The 22,062-nt window shown below is 64.5% G+C and carries 15 protein-coding genes; 5 read left to right on the plus strand and 10 right to left on the minus strand.

Going from position 1 to position 22,062, the window contains the following annotated elements:
- Positions 1-12 precede the first annotated feature (12 nt).
- The 4 genes from A0J57_RS08840 to A0J57_RS08855 are packed head-to-tail and all read right to left on the minus strand — an operon-like array spanning position 13 to position 12,495.
- Positions 13-666 carry a 4'-phosphopantetheinyl transferase superfamily protein gene (locus tag A0J57_RS08840; protein ID WP_061935115.1) on the minus strand — a complete coding sequence of 218 codons (654 nt, stop codon included), beginning with the start codon at positions 664-666 and terminating at the stop codon, positions 13-15.
- Positions 663-1,709: a glycosyltransferase family 2 protein gene (locus A0J57_RS08845; protein WP_235600822.1), complete on the minus strand. Its 1,047-nt coding sequence runs from the start codon at positions 1,707-1,709 to the stop codon at positions 663-665. The genes A0J57_RS08840 and A0J57_RS08845 overlap by 4 nt, the downstream gene beginning before the upstream one ends.
- Positions 1,706-8,104 (minus strand): type I polyketide synthase, encoded by a 6,399-nt coding sequence (locus A0J57_RS08850; protein WP_061935117.1) that lies wholly within the window; start codon positions 8,102-8,104, stop codon positions 1,706-1,708. The genes A0J57_RS08845 and A0J57_RS08850 overlap by 4 nt, the downstream gene beginning before the upstream one ends.
- A complete protein-coding gene (locus A0J57_RS08855) occupies positions 8,104-12,495 on the minus strand; it encodes a MupA/Atu3671 family FMN-dependent luciferase-like monooxygenase (protein ID WP_235600830.1) in 4,392 nt (1,463 codons plus the stop codon). Before A0J57_RS08855 ends, A0J57_RS08850 begins: the two co-directional genes overlap by 1 nt.
- On the opposite strand from A0J57_RS08855, the gene A0J57_RS26850 reads away from it, so the two are divergent.
- Entirely contained in the window at positions 12,457-12,780 is a 324-nt protein-coding gene (locus A0J57_RS26850; RefSeq protein ID WP_235600831.1) for a hypothetical protein, read from the plus strand. The genes A0J57_RS08855 and A0J57_RS26850 overlap by 39 nt on opposite strands.
- On the opposite strand, the gene A0J57_RS08860 is transcribed toward A0J57_RS26850, so the two are convergent.
- From A0J57_RS08860 to A0J57_RS08880, 5 genes are all read right to left on the minus strand, one after another.
- Positions 12,767-13,051 carry a hypothetical protein gene (locus tag A0J57_RS08860; RefSeq protein WP_153017810.1) on the minus strand — a complete coding sequence of 95 codons (285 nt, stop codon included), beginning with the start codon at positions 13,049-13,051 and terminating at the stop codon, positions 12,767-12,769. The two genes, A0J57_RS26850 and A0J57_RS08860, sit on opposite strands and share 14 nt — an antisense overlap.
- Positions 13,052-13,197: 146 nt before the next feature.
- A complete protein-coding gene (locus tag A0J57_RS08865) occupies positions 13,198-14,367 on the minus strand; it encodes a glycosyltransferase family 2 protein (RefSeq protein ID WP_061935123.1) in 1,170 nt (389 codons plus the stop codon).
- Positions 14,368-14,369: 2 nt separating this feature from the next.
- Positions 14,370-15,602 (minus strand): glycosyltransferase family 4 protein, encoded by a 1,233-nt coding sequence (locus tag A0J57_RS08870; RefSeq protein ID WP_061935125.1) that lies wholly within the window; start codon positions 15,600-15,602, stop codon positions 14,370-14,372.
- A gap of 233 nt (positions 15,603-15,835) precedes the next feature.
- On the minus strand, positions 15,836-17,005 hold the full coding sequence (locus A0J57_RS08875; RefSeq protein WP_061935127.1) for a hypothetical protein: 1,170 nt from the start codon (positions 17,003-17,005) through the stop codon (positions 15,836-15,838).
- Positions 17,002-17,637, minus strand: coding sequence for a polysaccharide biosynthesis/export family protein (locus tag A0J57_RS08880; RefSeq protein ID WP_061935129.1), 636 nt, complete (start codon positions 17,635-17,637; stop codon positions 17,002-17,004). The genes A0J57_RS08875 and A0J57_RS08880 overlap by 4 nt, the downstream gene beginning before the upstream one ends.
- 196 nt (positions 17,638-17,833) lie before the next feature.
- On the opposite strand from A0J57_RS08880, the gene A0J57_RS08885 reads away from it, so the two are divergent.
- The 3 genes from A0J57_RS08885 to A0J57_RS08895 all read left to right on the plus strand — a co-directional run bounded on the left by A0J57_RS08885 (position 17,834) and on the right by A0J57_RS08895 (position 20,198).
- Complete coding sequence (locus A0J57_RS08885; RefSeq protein WP_235600823.1) at positions 17,834-18,661, plus strand: WecB/TagA/CpsF family glycosyltransferase; 828 nt, start codon at positions 17,834-17,836, stop codon at positions 18,659-18,661.
- A gap of 103 nt (positions 18,662-18,764) precedes the next feature.
- The gene (locus A0J57_RS08890) at positions 18,765-19,718 is read left to right on the plus strand and encodes a hypothetical protein (protein WP_061935131.1); all 954 of its coding nucleotides are present in this window, start codon (positions 18,765-18,767) and stop codon (positions 19,716-19,718) included.
- A gap of 171 nt (positions 19,719-19,889) precedes the next feature.
- Complete coding sequence (locus tag A0J57_RS08895; RefSeq protein WP_061935133.1) at positions 19,890-20,198, plus strand: hypothetical protein; 309 nt, start codon at positions 19,890-19,892, stop codon at positions 20,196-20,198.
- A gap of 10 nt (positions 20,199-20,208) precedes the next feature.
- Here A0J57_RS08895 and A0J57_RS08900 read toward each other — a convergent pair whose 3' ends face one another.
- The gene (locus tag A0J57_RS08900) at positions 20,209-20,595 is read right to left on the minus strand and encodes a response regulator transcription factor (RefSeq protein ID WP_061935134.1); all 387 of its coding nucleotides are present in this window, start codon (positions 20,593-20,595) and stop codon (positions 20,209-20,211) included.
- Positions 20,596-21,133: 538 nt separating this feature from the next.
- Here A0J57_RS08900 and A0J57_RS08905 point away from each other — a divergent pair.
- Positions 21,134-22,057 (plus strand): hypothetical protein, encoded by a 924-nt coding sequence (locus A0J57_RS08905; RefSeq protein WP_153017812.1) that lies wholly within the window; start codon positions 21,134-21,136, stop codon positions 22,055-22,057.
- The last annotated feature ends 5 nt before the right edge of the window (positions 22,058-22,062 follow it).

The raw sequence follows: 22,062 nt of genomic DNA on the forward strand, positions 1-22,062 counted from the left end.
GACATCGATCGCCTATACCAGTCTCGCCCAGGAGACGACATTGTCGTTCTGAATCAGGGTTTCGACCCGGGCATGGACGAACGCCCCGATATTGACCGTTCGTGCACCGTGATCCAGCCCGGTCGGAATTTCCGCCGGGTCCTGGCTCAGGCCGATCCCGCAAGCCTTGAGGCAGGCTTCCTTGCGGGTCCAGCCCGACAGGAAGAGGTCGCTTTCCGACATGCCGGGCCGGGCCTGGCACAATGCGGTCCGTTCCTCCGCGTCAAAGCAATCTTCCGCCAGGGCAAGAGCCTGCGGGAACGGGCGGCGGCGTTCGATGTCCACGCCCAGCGGGCTCCGCCGGGTCACGCCGATCAGGATATGGTCGTCCGAATAGCTGAGGTTGAAATGCAGATCGGGCCGATCCAACAGGATGGGCTTCCCATTGCCGGTTTCCCCAAAACGAAGGCCGTCGGGCGCCAGTCCCGACCAGTCGGCCAGCATATGGCGCAGCATGCCGCGTCCGGCGAGAAAGCGATGGCGGTGCCGGGCGAAGCGGAATCTGGCTGCGCGTTCGCATTCCTTCCAGCACCTGGGGAGGAGCGCGCCTTGCGGAACGTCATGGATGTGGACCAGGCGCAGCTCGACATCCGTTCCGGCGGGCAGCAGCCTGCCTTTGCGCATCATGTGACCTGCATCTCGGCAGGAATGGAGGCGGGATCGTCTTTTGGGCGGCGCGGGTTCCGTGCCTTGGCGCGTAAGGCCGAACAGGCCAGGAAGTCGGAGAGGAGATGAGCGGGATCAGGATCGGGCAGCGATTGCAGCTTGCGGCGCAGGCGCCATGCGGCATGCGCGGTCATCCAGGCCAGATCGGCGCAGACAGCATAGGCTCGGCCATGATTCTTGACGAAATAATGCCGCCTGGATTCGAACCAATAGCGCGGCAGCCGCGATACGACCGCGCCCTTGCCCGTAAGTCCCGTACTTTGGCCCGCGATATGCAGCACGCGGGCGTCGGGAACATACCAGCATTGCCAGCCCACGCGATTGGCGCGCAGGCAGAAGTCCGTTTCCTCGAAATAAAGGAAATAATCTTCGTCCAGGGCGCCTATCGCGTCCAGCACGCCTGCGCGGATCATCATGCTGGCGCCCGATACCCAGTCGACGCGGGTCGGCCGTTCGCCGACCCGGCGAAGGACCGCCGCGTGCCTCAGCAATCGGCTCACCAGACCGAGCCGCGCCCCTCGTTCGATTTCACCGGCGATGCTCGGAAAGCGGAAGGCATAGGGCCAGACGATGCCGTCCGCATCTTCGATCAGGCTGCCGGCAATGCCGGCTTGCGGATGCGCGCGCATGAAGCCGATCAGGGCATGAAGGGCGCCGGGGCGGACCCGCGTGTCCGGATTGAGCAGCCATATGAAGGACGGCACGAAGCCCGTGGGCGCGGAGGCGATCGCCAGGTTGGTGCCATAGGCAAAGCCGCCATTTCGTTCCGAACGGACGAGGCTGGCCCAGTCGCTCCATCCCCGGTCGCGGATGGCTTCCCCGATCCGCTCCGCCGAACCGTCGCTGGAGGCATTGTCGACGATCACCACGCGCGCCTGGGTATAGGTCTCAATTTCTCCGGCAAGGCTTGACAGGCAATCGACGACAAGGCCGTCCGTCCGGTAGTTCACGACAGCGATCAGCACGGGCGATTGCCGGGGACGTGATGCAGGGGGCATGTTCATCCCGCTTGTTCCCGCGATGGTTCGGCAAGGTCCCGCGGCACTGGCGCTTCAGCCGCCGCCGGGTTCCGGTTGCGCCCGATCAGCACGTCGTCCAGAGCATCCTGCATCAGCCGCGCGAGGGAGGTCACATGCGGCTCTTGCAATGCGCTGCTATGGCCGCCTGCTATTTCCACCACTTCGATATAATGTGCGACCCGGCGCCCCCACCCGAGGGCGACGTCACCGAACTGGTCGGAAAAGGGGTGATCGTCCACTGCGCCATTCCCCGCCGTCGCCTTGTAGAGAACGACCTTCTGCGACTGGATCAGGCCGCTGGGCCGATGCATCCGGTGCGCAGCCTGATAGAGTTCGAGGAAGGAGAGGTGGGCGGGAGCCGCCTCGCCCGCGTGACGGGCGCGCGCCACGGCTTGATCCATCCGACGACGGTCCCGCCGGGAAGCCATTTCATAGGCCAGCATATTGCCGAATTTCCGCACCGTGCCGGGAATCAGTGCCGCCAAGCCCCAAAGCGACCGGCGATTGCGGCCGAAACCTTCCCTCACCCGCCGCCATCGCATCCGCATCGCATGGAAGGGACGCTCCGAAGCCTCCACATCGGCGGCGTCCATGATCCCGAGATAAGCGACATCCTCGCCCGCATCCTCCAGCTGGCGCGCCATTTCCGCCGCGATCACGCCCCCGGCGCACAGCCCGGCCAGCATATAGGGACCGGCGGGCTGCACCTTCCTCATCCTTTCCACATGTCCTCTCGCCATGGCGCTGATGCTGGAATGAACGAAGCTGCCGTCCGGATGGCGTTCGGGTTGGATGGCAAAGACGGGCGGTCCCTCCAGCTGCAGGGCGAGCGTGCGGTAGAGCAGCGTTTCGCCGAGGCCGTCATGAACCAGGAACAGCGCGCCCGGCTCGTCGCCCGGCCGCAGCAGCAGGATGCCGGGTGCGGGACCTGCCGGCGGCGGCCGGTCCGCCTCATCCAGCGGCCCTTCCGCCGGGGTGATGAGCGCCGCCAGCCGCGCCAGGGTGGGCGCCTCTATCAGGGCGGTAAGAGGCAGATTCTGCCCGAACCGCTTGCGCAGGCGGTTGATGAGCTGCACTGCGAGCAGCGAATGGCCGCCCAGGTCGAAGAAATCGTCGTTGCGCCGCACCGCAGCCGTGCCCAGCATGTCCTGCCACATGGTGGCGATGATGCGCTCCGTTTCGGTCCGGGGACTCTCTTCCGGCGGAAGCTCGTCCGTTGCGGCCGCGCCTTGCCGCTTTCGTCGGGACGGGGCGCGGAGTTTCGCAAGCATGGGGTTCAGCTTTTGCGGAGAAATGATGATCGGCCCGGTCTCTCGTGACGCAAGCAGGCGGTCGATGACCTCCATCCCGTCCAGCGACGACAGGCCCGTCCGATCGTCGGCATCGGTCATTGCAGGGCTTGCTGAATTGCTGCCGGTCAGGCTTGACGGCTGTCGCAGCCTCATCATGGCGAAGCCTTCGATTTCCGCCAGAACCTGTCCTTGCGGGGAAGCGATGCTGATGTCGAAAACCGCGATCTCGCCCGGTTGCGTCGCATCCGGCCGCAGGCGGACATGGCTGACGATCTGGGCAGGCAGCGGCGCGGTCAGGCGCAGGGCGCCATAGGATGCCGGGGCGTAGAAGTCGGTCGCGCCGTCAAAGCCGGGGATCAGCATCTGGGCGCCAGCCGTCGCGAAATCGAGGAGGGCCGGATGCAGGGCAAGACCGGGCAGGTCGGCAGCGAAAGCGTCGGGCAGGCGCAGATCGATCAGCGCTTCGTCGTGGCCGATATGCACGGCCTCGATGTTCCGCCAGCGCGGACCGAAGGAGAGATGGGCGGCCGAGCCGATCGTGCCACCGACCAGCCTATGGGGGCATCGCGCTGCGATCGTCTCCCGATCCAGCCGCCTGCCGTCCTGCGGCGTGCCGATCAGCGCATGGCCGCGCGCATGCTGGGTCCACGGCGCGCCTTGCTCCGCGGTCCTGTCACGGCCCATGATGTGGAAACGCCATGCTTCGCCGCCCTGATGCAGCAGGTCGATCTGCAGGTCCCGATCGCCATCGTCGGCCACGGCAAAGGGTTCGAGGAACAGCATCTCGCGCAGTTCGAACGGCCGCTGCCCGGCAATATCCTGGAAGGCCTGCCGCACCAGTTCCACCAGGCCGGAACCGGGTAGGAGGGCCGCGCCGTCGGTGAGCCGATGTTCGTCCAGCAGCCAGTGGGTCCGCGGCGAAAGACGGGCGGAGACGGTGCGCCGGTCCTGTGTGTCGATCAGGATCCGGTCGAGCAAAGCGGCGCCCGCCGCTCGCCCGTTTTCGGGCGAGCGGAGCGGACGAGGCGGAGGCACCATGATGGAAGCGGCCATCCCCGTTTCCTGCCAGCGCGGCCATCCCGCCGCGATGACCGCCATTCTTCCCCGGCCTGCCTTATGCCGCGCATAGCTGTCCAGAAAGGCGTTGGCGGCGGCATAGTCAGCCTGCCCCGCAATGCCCGCCACCGCGCTGATGGAGGAGAAGAGCATCAGGAAATCCGGTTCCTCATGCGCCAGCGCCCTTTCCAACGCCATTGTGCCCTGGACCTTGGGCGCCAGAACGGCCGCCGCGCCGTCCATCGACTTCAGCGCCAGCGGCCCGTCGTTCAACAGGCCGGCCATATGGAAGACGCCGTGGATCGGCCCGAAGCGGGACCGGGCGGAAGCGACGGCCTTTCGCATCTGGCGGCTGTCGCTGATGTCCGCCTCTATCAGCAGGATTTCCGCGCCTTTCTCTTCCAGCGCGCGAAGCCTGCGAATGCGCCGGCACATGATGTCTCCGGGCGAAAGCGTCGCCAGCAGCTCGGCCCATTGGTTCCTTGGCGGGACGGGGCCGCGCGCCACCAGCACCAGCCGGGCGCCCTGCGTTTCGAACAGATGCTCCGCAAGGCGGAGTCCTATGCCGCCGAGGCCGCCGGTGATCAGATAGGTGCCGCCGGGCCTCAGGCGGCTTTTGTCCGCTGGAGCGAGCCGTTGCGGTTCGAATGTCTCGACCCAGCGTTCCAGCCGGCGATAGGCAACGACGGAAGCGCTGTCCTCCGCCGTCGCTTCCGCGACGATGCAGGCCGCCAATTCTTCGCGGCGGCCGGCGTCGTCGGGCAGGTCGACATCGACGCTCACCGTCCGCATGGCGGGATATTCGCCGGGTATGACGCGGCAGGGCCCCAATGCGGCTGCCTTTGCGGGATCCACCGGCTCGTCCCCGATGCGCTGCATGGCTGTTGATATGAGGCCGATCGTAATCGGTTGTTCGACCGCCGCTTCCCCCAGGGCGCGGCAAAGGTGAAAGAGGGACCAGAAACCGCGTTGCATGACGTCTTGGCCTTCGCCCACCAGCCAGTGGTGGAAGATTTGCCGTGGCATGCGATCGCGGTCCGCCAGATATGCGACCAGTCTTTCATAATCTTCCGGACGGGCGGGATTGATCGTCAGGCTGTCGTCGCCCTTCACGCGGAACCGCTTGCCGGCTCGAACCGTGGTCACGGCGCATCCCGCATTCTGGAGCCGAGCCGCCAGCACATCGCCCAACCCGGCCTCGTCCAGGAACAGCAGCGCCGTGCCGGGTTCCGGAACATCCGAAGCAAGCGGCGCCAGGCGCCATGCGGGGCGGTAGAACCAGCCTGCCTTGTCCGGATGACCGATCATGTCGACATCGTCAGCGCTGTCGCCAGCGCGGATCCGCCCCGGCTCGATCCAGTGCCGCTGGCGTTCGAAGCGATAGCCGGGCAGAGGTACGCGACGGCGTTTCTCCCCGGCGTGGAGCTTCTCCCAGGCGACGGGATAGCCCGCCATCCAGAGGCAGCCCAATGTCTTCAGCATATAGGCCTGGTCGTCGAAATGCTCGTCGGCATGGCGGAGAGAGTTGAACACCGGCTGGTCCGATCCGCGTGCCCGATGTTGGCGTGCAAGGCTGGCGAGCGTCCGTCCCGGGCCGACTTCCAGCAGGACATGGCCGCCGGGCAGCAGCTTTTCCAGCGCCGCATCGAAGCGGACGGTTTCGCGCAAATGGCGCACCCAATAATCCGGATCGGTGACATCCTCCGTCCGTGCCCAGTCGCCGGTCAGGCTGGACAGGAAAGCCCGGCTGGGCGGTTCCATGCGGATGCCGTTCACCAAATGCCGGAAATCGTCCAATATGGGATCGAGCATGGCGCTGTGCGCCGCGACGGCGATGGCGACCTGCTGGCTGGACACGCCGGCGCTCTCCAACGTGGCGCGGAGCTGCTCTATGGCTTCGATCGGTCCCGAAGCGACTGTCAAGGCAGCGCCGTTGACGGCGGCAATGGACAGATCCGGGCCGATATGGGGACGAAGCGCTTCTTCGGACAGCGGGACGCTCAGCATTCCTCCCGGCGGCAGGGACTCGAACAGCCGGGCCCGTCCCCATGCCAGCCGGAGCGCCGACTGCAGATCGAAGACGCCAGCCAGATGCGCCACCACATATTCGCCCATGCTGTGGCCGATCATCGCATCCGGTTCGACGCCCCAGTTCATCCACAGCCGCGCCGTCGCATATTGAATGGTGAACAGCAGCGGCAGGCCGATGGCCGGCCTTTGCATGGCGTCTGTGGAGATCGCATCCGGACCGGGAAACAGGGCAGCGCGGAAGTCGGTCGGGGTCAGATCGGCCAATAGCGCCAGACATTCATCGACGGCATCGCGGAACACCGGTTCCGCCTCATACAGATCGCGCGCCATGCCCGCATATTGCGCGCCGCCGCCCGCGAACAGGAAGGCCAGCTTGCGGCTGGCCGGGACGCAATGACGGTTCGCGCTGAAGACGGATTCGCCGTCCCTGATCGCGCCAGCCGCCGATTCATGGCTTTGGGCGACGGCGATGCGGCGAAAGGGGAGAAGCTTTCGACCCCTCTGGAGCGTGAAGGCGATGTCGGCCAGCGCCTGATCGCCCCGTCGTTCGAGATGATCGGCCAGCGCCAGGCCATTGGCCTCCAGCGCGGCGGGAGAAGCGGCGGACTGCACCAGCAACTGCCATTTCCGGGACGGGCCGGAGGGAGCGGGCGGAGGGGCCTCCTCCATCACGACATGGCAATTGGTGCCGCCGACCCCCAATGAACTGACGCCTGCGCGCAAGGGCGATCCCGCCACACTGTCCCAGCGACGCAGGCGTCCATTGACGAAAAAGGGCGACCGTTCGAACCCGCAAGCGGGATTGGACCGGCTGTGGTGCAGCGACGGCGGCAGTTCGCGATGCTGAAGCGCCAGCGCGACCTTGATGAAGCTGGCGACGCCCGCGGCCGTATCGGTATGGCCGATATTGGGCTTCACCGATCCGATGGCGCAGATTCCCACCGCGTCGGTATTCCCGCGGAAGGCTTGCGTCAGCGCCGCGATTTCAATGGGGTCCCCGACCGGCGTCCCGGTGCCATGCGTTTCGACATAGCCGATCGATCCGGCATCCACATTGGCGATGCTCAGCGCTTCGGCAATGGCGCGGGCCTGACCGTCGACGCTGGGCGCGAGATAGCTGACCTTCCCCATGCCGTCATTGTTGACGGCCGAACTGCGGACGATGGCATGGATATGATCGCCGTCCTCCATCGCGTCGCGCAGGCGGCGCAGCACGACGACGCCCGCGCCACTGCCGAAGACGGTTCCCGCCGCCTCAGCGTCGAAGGCGCGGCAATGGCCGTCGGGCGACAATATCTCGCCCGGCTCGTACCGATAGCCCCGGCCATGGGGCAGTTCGATGGTGACGCCACCGGCCAGCGCCATGTCGCTTTCGCCGTTGAGCAGGCTCTGCATGGCCATGTGGATCGCGACCAGCGATGTCGAACAGGCCGTCTGGACGCTGACGCTGGGGCCCTTGAGGTCGAGCAGGTAGGAAGCGCGGGTGGCCAGGAAATCCTTGTCATTGCCGGTGTGGCGCATCAGGAAGAAGCCGACCTGGCGCACCAGATCGGGATTGGTCAGCAGATTATAGGGCAGATAGGCATTATGCCCCGACCCGGCGAACACGCCTATGGCGCCCCGGAAGCGGTCGGGCGCGTGACCCGCATTTTCCAGCGCGGCCCAGGCGCATTGCAGGAAATGGCGATGTTGCGGGTCCATGATGGCGGCATCCCGCGCGCTGAGTCCGAACAGTGTCGCGTCGAACATCTCCATGTCCGGCATCGGGGCGGCCGCCCGGACATAATGCGGATCGGCCAGCGCGCGGGGATCGACGCCGGCCGCCAGCAATTGCTCGTCGCTCAGCCGGACAATGGATTCCCGTCCCTCGCGCAGATTGGCCCAATAGCTCTCCAGATCGGGGGCGCCGGCAAAGCGGCAGGCCATGCCGACGACGGCGACATGATTGTCCAGGTCGGGATCGTCGGACCGCATGTCCGGCCATGTCGCATGCTGATCCATCAGGCCTGGCTCCGCTCACCGGCCAGCACCGGGGGCCTGGCGGCGACACGCCGGGCAAGTGCGGCGCGTCGCCCCTCCGCCCGGGCGAGGCCATCCCGTGCCCCGCGGTCATTCGTCCCGCCGTCCGACAGATGCGCCGCCAGCGACCGGACGGTCGGGAAGCGGAAAATATCGGTCAGCGCCAGGTCGTAACGCAGGTCCGTCGTCAGGCGCCGATGCATCTGCACCGCCAGCAGCGAATGGCCGCCCGCATCGAAGAAATTGTCGAGCGATCCCACTGATTCCAGCTTCAGCACATCGCGCCAGATCGCGGCGATCCTTGCCTCGACCCCCTCCTGCGGCGCGACGAAGGCCTGCTGCGAAACCGGCGTCGCCCGTTCCGGGTGGGGCAGGGCGGCGCGGTCGATCTTGCCATTGGGCGTATGGGGCAGCCGCGCCAGCCCCACATAATGGGTCGGCACCATGAAGTCCGGCAGTTCGGCGCGCAGCCTTTCCCGGATTCCGCTGAAATCATGATTGGCGGGGAGCGGCGCGGCATAGGCCACCAGCATCTGTTCGCCATCCTCGGTCCGGATCGCGTTGACCACGGCTTGCCCTACACCGTCCATGCGGTGGAGCAGCGCCTCGATCTCGCCCAGTTCGATGCGATAGCCGCGTATCTTGACCTGGTGATCGAGCCTGCCGAGAAATTCGAGCGTGCCGTCGCGCCGCCTGCGTCCCAGATCGCCGGTGCGGTAAAGGCGGGCGCCCGGATCGGCGGGATCGGGCACGAAGCGTTCGGCGGTAAGCTCCGGCCGGTTCAGATAGCCCCTGACCACGCCGCTGCCTCCGATCACGATCTCGCCCGGCACGCCAGGGGGCAGAGCGTGCTGTCGGCTGTCCATGATCGTGACGGACTGATTGGCGAGCGGCGTGCCCAGGGGCACTGGCCCACCCCCCTCCGTCACCGGATGGAGGGCGGACCAGATGGTTGTCTCGGTGGGGCCATACATGTTGGTGATCTTGCCCCGGACGGTTCCCAGAAGCTCTTGGGCAAGATCGGGCGGAAAGGCCTCTCCCCCGATCATCAGATGGTCCAGCGCGGCGATATGCGGCCGTACCCCCGGTTCCGCCAGAAGCATGCGCATCAAGGAAGGCGTGCATTGCAGGTGCGTCACCCGGTGCCGTTCCATCAGCGCGGCCATCGGTTCGCCAGCCGGTTCGTCCGCCTCCACGGCCAGTCGGCGCAACCGGTCGAGATGGGGCAGATGCGCCAGGACCTGTTCGCCATCGACCCCGAAATCGATCAGGCTGGCGATCTCGTCCACACCGATGGCGCGCAGCCTGTCGACCATGGCGATGCATTGTTCGGGCGTGCCGAACAGCCCACTGCTCTCGAAATAGCGGTCGAAGGCATGCTCCAGCAGCATGTCGGTTTCTTCGGCGCTGAGGCTGTCGAACTCGATGTCGGATACCGTTTCCGCCATGCCAGGCCGCCGCTTGAACGCCGGGAAGGACCAGGCATATTGCTTCACCAGGCTGGTGGCCGTGCGCAGATAGGCGATCAGCGGTTCGCGCACGATGCTGCGGATCGCTGCGGCGTCGGGGCCGACGAAGCTGTGCAGCATCAGCGCGACCTGGCCCTCGCCTTCATGTCCCGCGTTCCGGCGCGCCTGCCGGTAGGTGGCGATCTTCCCTGCCAGCTCGTCGATGGACTGGCCCAGCAGATGGGTCAGGATCGATGCGCCGGCGCGACCTGCCGCCGCGAATGTCTCGATGCTCCCGGCGGAGGTGATCCAGCAGGGCAGTTCCGGCTGTACCGGGCGCGGCAAAGTCCGCACCTCGGCCGGGCCGACCGGCCCATCGAAACGGCGCGTTTCTCCCCGCCACAGCGCACGAACGGTTTCCATATCGCGCAGCAGCCCGGCATTGCGGTCGGCATAGGCTTCGGGACGCAGCAGGAAGTCATTGGGCTGCCAGCCGGAGGCGAAGGCGATGCCGACCCGGCCGTTGGAGATATTGTCGACCACCGACCATTCCTCCGCCACCCGCGCGGGATGGTGCAGCGGCAGGACGACGCTGCCGCCCCTGATCTGCACGCGGCTGGTAATCGCGGCAAGGGCGGCGCCAGTGACGGCGGGATTGGGGTAAAGGCCGCCAAAGGCATGGAAATGACGCTCCGGCGTCCATAGAGCAGCAAAGCCGTGGGTGTCGGCAAAGCGTGCACCCTCCAGCAGCAGGCGATATTTGTCGCTGCCCGAACTGGCTTCGTCGCTGGCGAAGTAGAACAGGCTGAAGGCGATGGGGCGACGGGGCTGCGCCACGGGCTTCAATTCATGGCCGGTGGTCAGCACCACATGCATCCCCCGCGTCAGCGTCCAGCACAGTTCCAGCACGGAAATGTCGAAGCTGAGGCTGGTGACCGCCAGCCAGGTGCCCAGCGCCCCGATATGCCGATCCATGCCTGCGAAGAAGTTCACGACATTGCGATGTTCGACCATGACGCCTTTGGGCCGGCCGGTGGAGCCGGAGGTGAAGATCACATAGGCCAGATGATCGGGCCCGCTGGAGGAAGGGAGGGATGCGCCGTCCTCACGTGCAATATCATGCCAATCGGCATCGATCCGGACCATCGGCGTTGCTGGGGCGTCCAGCGCAAGATGTGACCGGGTGACGATCGCTTGAAGCCCGGCATCCTCGATCATCTGGCTGATCCGCGCGGCCGGATAGGCCGGATCGAGCGGGACATAGGCTCCCCCCGCCTTCCATATGCCGAGCAGCGCCACCATCAGATCGGTAGACCGGTCGCAATGCAGCCCCACCAGGCCGTCGGGACCTATGCCCATCCGCCGGAGATGACGGGCAAGCCGGTTGGAACGTTCATCCAGTTGCCGGTAGGTCAGGCTTTCCATCCGGCAGGTCAGGGCGATTTTTTCCGGCGTGCGCGCGGCCTGCTGGCTGAAGAGCTGATGGACGGTTGCGTCCTGGCGGCAGGGCAGCGAAATGCCGTTCGACCATGACGCCGCCTGTTGCAGGAGGGCGGGATCGAGCAGCGGCAAATCAGCGACGGGACAATGCGGAGCGCCGACCGCGTGCCGGTGAAGCGTGGCGACGCCCTGTTGCATTGCCTGCACCGCCGCACCGTCGAGTGCGGCGCCGTCGAACAGCCAGCGCCATGCCCGTCCGTCGGAGCGAATGGCGATCGACAATTGGGAACCCGCGGGCAGCCTGCCTTCTTCGAGATCGTCGACGATCTGCACGATGACGGGGAAAGCCCGGTCCGGGACTCCATCGCCAGCCATGCGCGCGGGCAGGTCGACGCGATAGCCCAGCCGCCGGTGAACCTCACGCAGAGACGCCGAAAGCCTGTCGCGGAATCTTTGCATGCCAGCGTCGAAATCCATCGCGACGGGCATTGGCAGCACGGATGCGAACCATGGTTCCACGCCCGCAACCCGCATGCCGAGCACTGGATCGGCATAGCCGACATCGAATGACGCGCGATCATGGATGCGGGCCAGATAGGCAAGGGTCGACGCCAGCAGCGACTGAGCCGCATATGGACCGTCCGGTTCCTCCAGCACTGCGTCGATCCGTCCTGCGCCCGAAGCATCGGCGCTTCTTTCGATCCCATCGAGGGACAGGAGGTCCAGTCGACGCAACCGCTTGCGCCAATATTTCTCATGAACGGCGAAGGCCCCTGCCAGTTGAGACAGGGCATCCTGCCGCTCCGGTTCCAGCAGGGTGAACCGCAGGCCCGGCCGCAGCCCGAAGCGGGCCGCCGCGTCCGCCGCAGAGAGGGTGACGCCCTCGGCGGACATGATCCGGTCTATGGACAGGTCGCCATCGCCGGTCGCGACGGTCATGCCCTGCGCATCGATGCGGAGGATCGTTCCCGGCGCTGCGTCCGATCGGCTGTCCGTCGCCGTGGCGCTGGCTATGAAGAGCAGCCTGTCGCCCAGCAGCATGTTCGGCAGGGCGACGGGATTGGCATGGGTCCCGAAGTCCAGCGCGCGGACCAGGGCTTCGATCCTTTCCGCGCCAAGGGACCATGGGATTGCGCCAGCGCTTGCCGTGCGGTCGGCGCGGAACTCTTCCGTCGCGGCGAATTCAGCCTGATCGACTTCAATGAACGTCCCGGCGGCCAGTGCATCGACCAGTTCCGCAAAACTCTCCATGGCGGCGGCGAAGCATTTTGTGTTGAGTGAAAAGGCCGTCTCGCCGGGATCGATGGGGAATGTCCGTGCCGCCAGGATCGATCCCCGGTCGACTTCATGCGTCATGCGGTGCCAGCTTATGCCATGGTGCGGCTCGGCATTCAGCAACGCCCTTACGGGTGCGTTGAGCCCCGGATAGCGCGGCAAGGGACCGTCGTGGAAGTTGATCGCGCCCTGGGAAGGGAGCGCCAGCACCGCTTCGGACAAGATGTTGAGATTGGCGATACTGAAGAGATAGTCGAAGGTTCCGATGTCGGAGCCGTCAATATGGCCTGCGGACGTGATCCACGGAATATCTTTTTTCTCTGCCCAGTTGGCTATGGATTCCCTTTCCGTGACAATGGCAACGACATCATGACCGCGATCGAGAAGAATATGAGCGCATTCGATGAGAATCTGCTCATCACCGACGAGGACGCATCTCCATGGCTTCGATATTGCATGCATGATCGGCTTCGTCCCTGTTTCAGGAAAGGGTGATATGGGTCGTTCCACGCTTGCGGATCTGGCGGGCGACGACGATGCCGCAGGCCAGCAGGCAGAGATAGGAGCCAAGGCTGGGGCCATTCTCCTCCTGCGCTTCGTCCGCGCTGCGCGCCGCAGCCATGGACGCGCCGCTGGCGGTAACGGCGGTTTCCGTCGAAACGGCGGGCTGCGCATCGATGTTCTCATCGACCTGGCAGGTGAATATGAACAGCATCGCCAATAATGCGGTTGCTCTTTGAACAGCTTGTACCGACCAGAACGACATCGCATGCTCCTCGGCAATCGAAACGACATGAGACATTCGCGGTGCGACCCGGACGAGCCCCCTTTTGGGCTGGCTGACACTATGTTCGATCTGTCGGGTCGCTTTCAGCCTGTCCTTTGCGTCGTGGAAATTCGGAGGGTGGATTCTTAATTCAGCGGGCCGCGATCGGTGCGGACCCATTTGCGTTGGCGCTGGATGAGAAAGCGGGCGAGGACCGGCATTTTCCACAGCAGGTAGAGGAGCAGGCGATGGACCGTCGAGGCGGGAAGCAGGTCGCGCCCCCATCTGACCCAGACGCCAACAAGGCCCAGGCCGAACAGCGCGCCGCTGATGGTCAGGAACAGCAACGGCGCAATATTCTGCCCCAGCAGAGCGCTGATCCCCAGAAGCAGCATGGCCGCCGTCGACAGCATCGCCAGCAGGGCGAGGGGTGGAACCAGCAGGTCCAGCGCCAGCGCCCACGCGCCGACGCGCCCGCGCAGCGCGGCCGCGAACAGCCTCGCCGCATGGGCCGGCGCCGACGCCATGCTGCCATGTTCCCAGCGCGTGCGTTGCGAGACGGTGCCGCGGAGCGTGCTGGCGGCGCTGGTGAAGCGCGCATATTCCGCGAAGCGGACCCTGTCGCCGCGCAGATATAGATCCACACCCAGTTGCACGTCTTCGACCAGGCTGGAGGTGGCGAGCGGCGCGGTGCTGAACATGGTCCAGGGAAAGGCCATGCCGCTGCCCTGCAACAGCGCATGGCCCGCCAGTCTTTGCAGCCCCTTCTGACGCACGAAATTCTTGAGGCGGAAGGCCAGGTTCGACATGGCGATCCGCGGTTCGGCCGAACCGCTTTCGATCAGGTAGCAGCCCTGAAGCGCGGCATCGTTCCTCGCTGCCTGCGCAGCGATCAGGGGGATCGCGCCGGGTGCGGGCAGCGTATCGGCATCCAGCACGAGAACCACCGCGGGCGGATCGCCGCGCAGGGCGTCGCGGCCGAAGGCCAGGGCGAAGCCCTTGCCGCGATTGTCCGGGTCTTGTCGTTCGATCACTTCTGCGCCATGGGCACGGGCGACGGCTGCCGTGGCGTCGCTGCAATTGTCCGCGACGACGACCAGCCGGTCGGTCGCGGCAAGCTGGGCCTGTGCCGCTTTCAACGTTGCGGCGATAGCCAGGGCTTCGTCGTGCGCGGGGATCAGCACGGCGATCCGGGGTGAGGTCGCGGCCGGTGGGAACGCTGCCGCGTCCGACAGGGCGAGAAGACATTCCAGGCCGACCATGAGGAGCGGAATTCCGACCATGAGCGCGACGAGCCAGAGGAAGAGCGTCATCATCGTTACACCAGGGGACGGAAAAGCGCCGCCAGGGCGGCCGTGTTGCGATCCACGTCATGATAGCGGCGCACGCGCTGGCGTCCGACCTCCCCCATGGCGGCCAATATGTCGGCGTCCGTCTCCAGCACGGTTTGGAGCCCTTCGGCTATGGCCTCCGCCGAACCCGCCGGCAACAGGAAGCCGCAGGCGTCGTCGACCAGCTCGGGGATGCCGGAAATGCAGGATGCGACCACGGGCTTGCCAAGCGCCATGGCCTCCATCAGCACGACCGGCAATCCTTCTGCGAGGCTCGGTAGGATGAGGGCGCGGGCATTCAGCATTTCCTGACGCACGCGGTCCGCGCTGCACCAGCCCAGCAGGACGACGTGGTCGTGCAGTCCCAGCCGTTCGATCTGGTCTTCCAGTTGAGCGCGCAACTCGCCGTCGCCAATGATCCGCAGTTGGAAGCGATGGTCCTGGGCAACAACGGCAACCGCTTCCAGCAGCAGCCCAAGACCCTTTTGCGCGCTCAGCCTGGCTACGCAGACCAGATGATCCGAAGTCCCGGTGATATAGCCGGCAAGTTGTTCGACATAGCTGAGCTGTTCCTGTTCGATGCCGCATCGGACGACCTTGATCTTCGACCAGTCCTGCGTTCTCGTCCATCGGATCAACTGTCCCCGGCAGAAGCTGGATATGGCGATGACGAAAGCGGCGCCTGATACTTTTTCCCGCAGCAACAGCGCCCTGGGAGCGTCGAACTCATCCGGGCCGTGCAGTGTCACGCTGTAGGTGACCTGGCTCAATTCCCTTGCCAGCCGGGCTACCGCCGCCGGATTGGTCCCGAAATGGACGTGGACATGCCTGATCCCGGCCCTTTCCATATATTTTGCCAGCAGGCAGGCCTCCAGCAGATAGGCGCCGACCCGCATGGGATCGGACATGCCCTGGCCCAGCATCCGCCATGCGGTCGCGACGCCGCGCGCCAGCCGGATCGGGTGGGCGATCATCCGCGACAGGAAAGCAAGGACAAGTTCCGGATAATTGCCGTTCAGCAGGATATGCGTGCGGTCATATTCGCTCCGGTCCGCGGGATCGGGCAGCGCGCAGCCGCCGTCTCGAACGGAAAGTCGGGTCACTTCGAAACCCTGGCGCTCCAGCGCGAGGATCTCCCGCCGGATGAAGCTGTGACTGGGTTTGGGATAGACATTGGTGAGATAGGCAACGCGAAGCGGCCTGGCGATCGATGGCTCCATGGGACATCGGGAGCGATTTGCCCATAATTCTTGTGCAACCAGCATCGTCATCATCTCCCCGGGTGCCGGTGCATTTGCAGATCGCGGCAGGCGCATGTCCGGCAGGGGACCGGCGCGATCCATTGCAGGACAGGGTGATCGGCCTTTGCCGATCTGGATAGTCTTGCTTTCGGGTTCCGATGATTGTGCCATGGCAAATGACGTCAGAAAAATCCCCACGACCTCATGCCCGACTAAAGAGGCAATGGCTCATATTTCAGTTGGATACCGATGGTCGTGGAAGAAAGGGCGCGTTCCCTGGGCGGTTCCCGACGGCGATATTCCGCGACGGCCGAAGCAGTGATGCGGCGGTTTATGCGCCGTTCCAGGCGCAGGCTCGCCTGCGCTGCGTCCAGGCCGGGCAGCGCGGTGCGTTGCTGGGTCGCGCGTTGGTAGCGGCCGTCAAGGGCCAGGTTCAGACGGGGCGCGAGCCGCCATTGCGCCGCCGCTCCGATGTCGATCCGGCGTTGCAGCCCCCCCAGGCCGCTGACCTCGGACGTCAATGCTCCGCTGGCGCACAGATTCAGCCGAGGGGAGTCGCGGCACAATTCGATGCGTCCCGCCGCCTGGCTTCGTCGGTCGGCGGGCGCCGATTGGAGCGCTGGCGTGCGAACATGTTCCAGCCCCAGTTCCATCCGCAGACGCCAGACCGCGCTCAGTCTCTGCTCCAGCGAGGCGTAGCCGGAATAGACCTTGCTGTCAGGGGCTCCGTCGACGCTGCTGCGCATATAGCTCCAGCGCGTGCCGAGCGTGGTATAGGCGCTGGTCTTTCGGATTGCGCTGAGGGCGAATATCGTCGATCGCGTATCGCGCAGGGTCGCCATGCCGGGATAATGCCCGGATTCGAAGGTCATTTCCGGTTGGATGCGGGTGTGGCTGTCGGGATTCCAGCGCATCGACAGCCTGCCCAGCCGGCCCTCCCGTACTCCGGTGCTTTTCACCGAAGCGTCGATGTCGGTGGCGAGCCGATCGATCAGCGGTTCGCGGCTGAAGAGGGCGAGGGCGGACAGGGTTAGCCACTCATTCTTCCGCCAGTCGGCCGCCAGTTGCGCATTGCCGTGGACGACATCCTCATAGCGGCGGCTGTAATGCCGCCCGGCCAGCAAGCCGCTCAGCGTGACGTTCAATCCCGTCATGTCGCTGATTTCGATGGCGGGCCTGATACCCGCGTCCACGACCGCCGCCCCCCGGTCGGGTCCTGCAATCAGCAGCGGATTGTCCGCCAGGGCGAGGCTGCCCTCCATGGCAAGGCCGGGTCGGACATCGGCCACCACCCCCGAAGGACAGGACAGGCTGCCGGCGAACATGCAAGCTGCCGCCGCGCCCTTGCGGGATGCGCGGAGCAACTTCGCGGCGCCGCTCATGGGATGACGAGTGTGTCGCCGCTTTTCAGGACGGGAATGGGTTCGGGCAAGGCGCCCGCGCGCAGGCGCCTGCCGCCCTTCAGGATCTGCGCGATGCGGATGCGTTCGACGACCTGGCCATCGGGCGTCTGTCGCAGGATGACCGCGCCCTTGACGTCTGCGAATTCCGCCAGGCCGCCCGCCAGGCTGAGGGCCTGCACGATGTCGACGCCCTTGCCGGCGGCATAGCTGCCGGCATTGCGGACCTTGCCGATGACATAGAATCGCATGCCGGCCGAATCGCGCACCGACACGGTGACGTCGGGTGCGCCGTTGCGGTATTTTTCCGCCAGTTGGCTGCGTATCGCCTGCGTGACCGTTCCCGTCGTGCTTCCCGCCGCCATGATCCGCCCGGCGAGCGGAAAGGAGAAAGAGCCGTCGGGCTGGACGCGGACGAGCCTTTGCATCCGCTCCTCGCCCCAGACCATGATGTCCAGCTCGTCGCCGGCATTGATCCGATATTGGGCGTCCTCCCGCACCGATGCGGTATCGATGGCCTCGGACGCCGCCCATGAAGGGCGGTGGCCGGACGCCGCGGCAGCCAGGGTCAGGCCGCACAGCATCAGGCGGGACCGGGAGGCTGGCGATTTCATGATCTGTCCCCTTCAGCCAAGCTTGCGACGAGACTAATCCGCTCGTCGGGTTGCGAATATTCGGCAAGCGTCCCCCCTAAAAATCCGGACGTAGTTGGCCGGAAAGCATTGCAGCGCGCGGCATGGGCATAGTGGTGTCCCATAAGGACTGTCGCGGCTGGCGTTGACGAACGGCCGTATGAGGGAAGGGGCTGTCATGGCGACGCTATTATCTGCAACGGATATGCCGCTCCTCCCGGCAACCGGTTCCCGGACGGCGGCGAGCGGGAAGATCAGCTTTCTCGACTTCGATTTCTGCGATCTTTCCGTCGCGGATGCGCTGGCGGCGATCCTGGAACGCCCCGCCGGCTCGCCCTTCGCCTATGTGGTGACGCCCAATGTGGATCATGTCGTGCGCATCCAGCGCCGTCGGTCCGATCTTTGGCCTGCCTATCGGTCGGCCTGGCTCTGCCTGTGCGACAGCCGCATCCTGTCCCGCCTTGCCGCCAATGCGGGCGTGAAGCTGCCGGCCGCGCCGGGCAGCGACCTGACGGCGGCCCTTATGGCCGGTGCGCTCTGTCCCGGAGACCGGATCGCCATCGTCGGTGGATCGACGTCCCTGATCGCCTGGCTGCGGGAAAAGCTTCCGGCGGTCGATTTCCTGCATCTCAACCCGCCCATGGGATTCGCCGCCAATCCGTCCGCCTTTGCCGAGGCGCGCGACTTTCTGGTCCAGGCGCGGGCTCGGTTCGCGATCATCGCGGTCGGCTCGCCGCAGCAGGAAATGCTTGCCTGGCATGTGGCGCGAACGGGAAAAGCGGTCGGGACGGCGCTGTGCGTCGGCGCCAGCCTGGAATTCCTGACCGGCGAACAAGTGCGCGCGCCAGGGTGGATGCAGGCGATGAGCCTGGAATGGCTGTTCCGCTTTCTGTCCAACCCACGACGTTTGTGGCGCCGCTATATGATCGAAGGACCGGTCATCCTGCCCATTTACCGCAAATGGTTGTCCCGGCGCCTGGCGAACGGCAGTGACGGCCCGGGGTGATGACGGGCCGCGATGGAGGAGGAGATCTCTCCTCCTCGGCCTCCTGTTCCTGGCTGCCTGCTCTGGTGATGATGGCGAGGGGAAGCCCCAGCCTGCCGTCCTCATGATGCCCACCGCTCCGCATCATATTCTCCTTTCCGGCCACAGCCTTACCGATGGAGCCTATCCCGCCCATCTGAGGCGCGTCATGGACCGCTCGGACATGCGCATGCATGTGGAGACGCGCAACAAGGCGGGATCGACCATCGCCATGAGGATAGACGAGGGATTGCTGGACGATCTGCGCCATGCCGCAGATGCCGGATCGCCCTTCGATATGCTGATCGTCACAGAGCAACATACGCTATTGGGCAATATCGTCTGGAACGACAGCATCGCCAATCTGACGAAGGTGCATGACCGCTTCATCTCCCATAATGGGAAAGGAAGCAGCTTTCTCCTGTCATCCTGGTTGAATATTGACGATCCGGCCGATCCGCGCCGGTGGATCGATGTCGAAGCGGCCATGGCGCCGGTCTGGTATTGCGTCGTGATGCGGATCAACCGGTTGCTCGCCGCACAAGGGCGGTCGGACCGCATCCAACTCATACCGGCTGCGGCGGCCATGGCCTGGCTCGTGCAGCGGGCGACGGCCGATGAGGAAGTCGCCGGCATCGGCACGAACGCCACGGCGCAAACTGTGCGCAGGCTGTTCGTGGATGATGTTCATCCGACGGCATTGTCGTCCTGGTTCGTCGCGCTCGTGACCGAAGCGTCCATTTACCGGCGCATGCCCGAAGACCATCAGCCACCGCCCGGAATATCCGACGCACTGAACAGATCCTTGCGGATTCTGGCGTGGCAATTCGTCGACGATTATTTCAGGACGGCGCCACCAAGTCCGGAAGATTGCCGACGACATGTCTTGCAAGTCGCCATACCTCAATATCTTGCCTATCAAAGGGATGGTAATTGGCGCCATATGGGTAAGTTCGCGGCCTATTGGAAGTGGCTGCGGCACAGGCTGGGATGGCAGATATTCTTTTCCATCGATCCCAGGTCGGGATTGCTGCGATAAAGAATGCCCGCCTCCGCCCTTGCAAGCCAGGAACGCCTGTGAAACGCTATCTTTCCTGCCGATAAGGCAACCGGCAGCATTTTCAAGCTTTCATGGCCAGTTTTCAGGATGCATTTCGCATGGCGAACCTGCCAAATCTCGGAATATGCATGATGGCACGGATGCAGGCGGATGATCTACGAAGGACAGCATCTTTCCGGATCGATCGAACTGGATGGCAATAGTTTCATCCGGTGCAGTTTCGTCCATGCCGCGTTGATCTATCGTGGTGGCGAACCGCCGCGTCTTGTCGAATGCAGCTTCGATCCTGCCTGTATCGAATTTCAGGATGCGGCCGCCAACACGATGCGCCTGCTTGGCGCGATGTCGCAGCCGGGCAGCGGCCTGCGCTATTTCGCCGCGCGGACCTTGTGGGAGATATTGGACTGTTCCGGTTCGTCCATTGCCGTCGCAGGGGAGGCTGGATTACCCTCCGTTTAAAAATTTCCGGTCAGCAGGACAGGTTATGCGATGGTGGAACGGTGCTTGTCAGTCCGAAGCGTCGGTCGCTCTCTGCGTCGAATTCCCCTTCCAGCGCGACATCAAGGACAGTCCGCTCCGGACCGTAGAGGAAGGTTGCGCCTTTGGGCGCGCCTGAATTTTCTCCATCCGCTCCGAAATCGATTGTGATCAGGCGCGCGGCGATGGCCTTGGTCACCATGTGCGTTCGATTGCGTGCGTGCAGCTTCAGGCGGATCATGTCGATATATCCCTCGACCGTCCGGGGTGCGATCTCGATGGTCTGGGCGACTTCCTTCGCGGAAAATCCCTGGGCGACCAGCTTCAATATCTGGATCTCGCGCTGTGTGAGCAGGTCGTGATCGTCTGCCTTTCTCATCTCCGCCTCCTTGCCCCGCTCTTCGGCGGAGTGGTCATGGCGCGACCCAAGATTTCTTGGCGGGTTGGAGCCGGCTTTGCAACTGTCCCCGCAGCAATCACAACCGGCGAAGCCGAACAAGAAGCAGATGCCCCCGTGCGCAAATCCCCTATTGCGACCTTGGTTGTATGCCAATCGCAATAGCTTATGCAAGCGGCCCCCAATTTGCCCGTAATTTTACCTAAGCAAAAAGGGGTATCATCGTCGAAGGGACATATTCCCGCCTGTGGAGGTGAGGCGAACGCCGTTTAGCCGATGAAAAATCGAAATAAAGGGCTGAATGTTCCATTCCCGTAAATTTACGCTGTGCCAAATCGCACTGTTCTTGGCCGACCGTTGATCTTATTTTCCGGTTAACGCCCAAATGATGATGAGTCCTGTTGGAAGACGCGCGTCTCCGGCATCGGGATCATCATGTCTGGACGTTCCCGACTTCACCCCTTGTCTTACAGGAACGTCGCGTCGGGTTCAGCAAAGCAATATCGAACAGGAGGATGCTATGGTAAAACAAGCCTTGCTATTGACGGCATCGGCGGGCGCTTTGTCGCTTTGCGTGCTCGCGGCCCCCGCCCATGCGGACAGTCCGGCGGACGTCGACAATGGCAGCAATGTCGTCAGTCACGGCAGCGCCAACAACGGCAGCAATACGACGAACGATTCGTCCGACAACAGTACGCATAATCTGACGGCATCCGCTGCAGGAGCAGCCTTCGGCGGCAATGCGGCCAATGGCGGCAGCACGGTCACCAACGATGAATCCGACAGTTCGACGGATTCCTCCTCATCGGTTCATGCCGCCTTTGGGGCAAATGCCGCCAATAATGGCAGCACGGTCACGAATGATGAATCGGACAATTCGACGAACAGCAGCGTCGCATATCTTGCATCGAAGGGCGGCACCAATGTCGTCGGCAGCAATGTCGCGACCAAGGGTGGCGTCGTCGGCGATGTCGACAATAGCGACAATAGCGACAACTCCAACAACAGCACCAATGCGAACGCTGCATGGGGTTCGATCGCCGCCAATGGCGATGTCGTCAACGACGAGTCCGACAATTCGCAATATGCCGTGGCGAAATATGGCAGCAGCGCCGCCAATAATGGCGGGACGGCGAGCTGGAGCTATTCCTCGGTCGTGGCGCAGTCGAAGCTGGCGGGCCTCGTGACCGGCAATTCGGTCAGCTATAATGTGCCAGCCGATGGCGGCGCCGGCACCGGCAGCAGTTCCGGCCTGGGCGGCGGTAATTCCGGTTCCGGCGGCGCGGGCGGCAGCCCCCTGATCGACAACAGCATCTCGCTCGACAATGGGGCGATGTCGAACTTCGCCGGTCTCAATGCCCAGAACCTCAACACGGGCGTCGGCGCCTTGCAGAATGCGAGCATCAACGTCAGCGCATCGATCGGCACGCTGACCCTGCAATAAGGTTC

The organism is Sphingobium sp. 22B (assembly GCF_001580035.1).
GTDB lineage: Bacteria > Pseudomonadota > Alphaproteobacteria > Sphingomonadales > Sphingomonadaceae > Sphingobium > Sphingobium fuliginis.

Bases quoted from the DNA above. Each gene is read 5' to 3' on its own strand.
- A0J57_RS08895 (WP_061935133.1), top strand. From the start codon at position 19,890: ATGATCTACGAAGGACAGCATCTTTCCGGATCGATCGAACTGGATGGC.
- A0J57_RS08885 (WP_235600823.1), top strand. From the start codon at position 17,834: ATGGCGACGCTATTATCTGCAACGGATATGCCGCTCCTCCCGGCAACC.
- A0J57_RS08875 (WP_061935127.1), bottom strand. From the start codon at position 17,005: ATGAGCGGCGCCGCGAAGTTGCTCCGCGCATCCCGCAAGGGCGCGGCG.
- A0J57_RS08865 (WP_061935123.1), bottom strand. From the start codon at position 14,367: ATGATGACGCTCTTCCTCTGGCTCGTCGCGCTCATGGTCGGAATTCCG.
- A0J57_RS08850 (WP_061935117.1), bottom strand. From the start codon at position 8,104: ATGGATCAGCATGCGACATGGCCGGACATGCGGTCCGACGATCCCGAC.
- A0J57_RS08900 (WP_061935134.1), bottom strand. From the start codon at position 20,595: ATGAGAAAGGCAGACGATCACGACCTGCTCACACAGCGCGAGATCCAG.
- A0J57_RS08845 (WP_235600822.1), bottom strand. From the start codon at position 1,709: ATGAACATGCCCCCTGCATCACGTCCCCGGCAATCGCCCGTGCTGATC.
- A0J57_RS08860 (WP_153017810.1), bottom strand. From the start codon at position 13,051: ATGTCGTTCTGGTCGGTACAAGCTGTTCAAAGAGCAACCGCATTATTG.
- A0J57_RS08870 (WP_061935125.1), bottom strand. From the start codon at position 15,602: ATGGAGCCATCGATCGCCAGGCCGCTTCGCGTTGCCTATCTCACCAAT.
- A0J57_RS08905 (WP_153017812.1), top strand. From the start codon at position 21,134: ATGGTAAAACAAGCCTTGCTATTGACGGCATCGGCGGGCGCTTTGTCG.
- A0J57_RS08840 (WP_061935115.1), bottom strand. From the start codon at position 666: ATGATGCGCAAAGGCAGGCTGCTGCCCGCCGGAACGGATGTCGAGCTG.
- A0J57_RS08890 (WP_061935131.1), top strand. From the start codon at position 18,765: ATGATGCCCACCGCTCCGCATCATATTCTCCTTTCCGGCCACAGCCTT.
- A0J57_RS08880 (WP_061935129.1), bottom strand. From the start codon at position 17,637: ATGAAATCGCCAGCCTCCCGGTCCCGCCTGATGCTGTGCGGCCTGACC.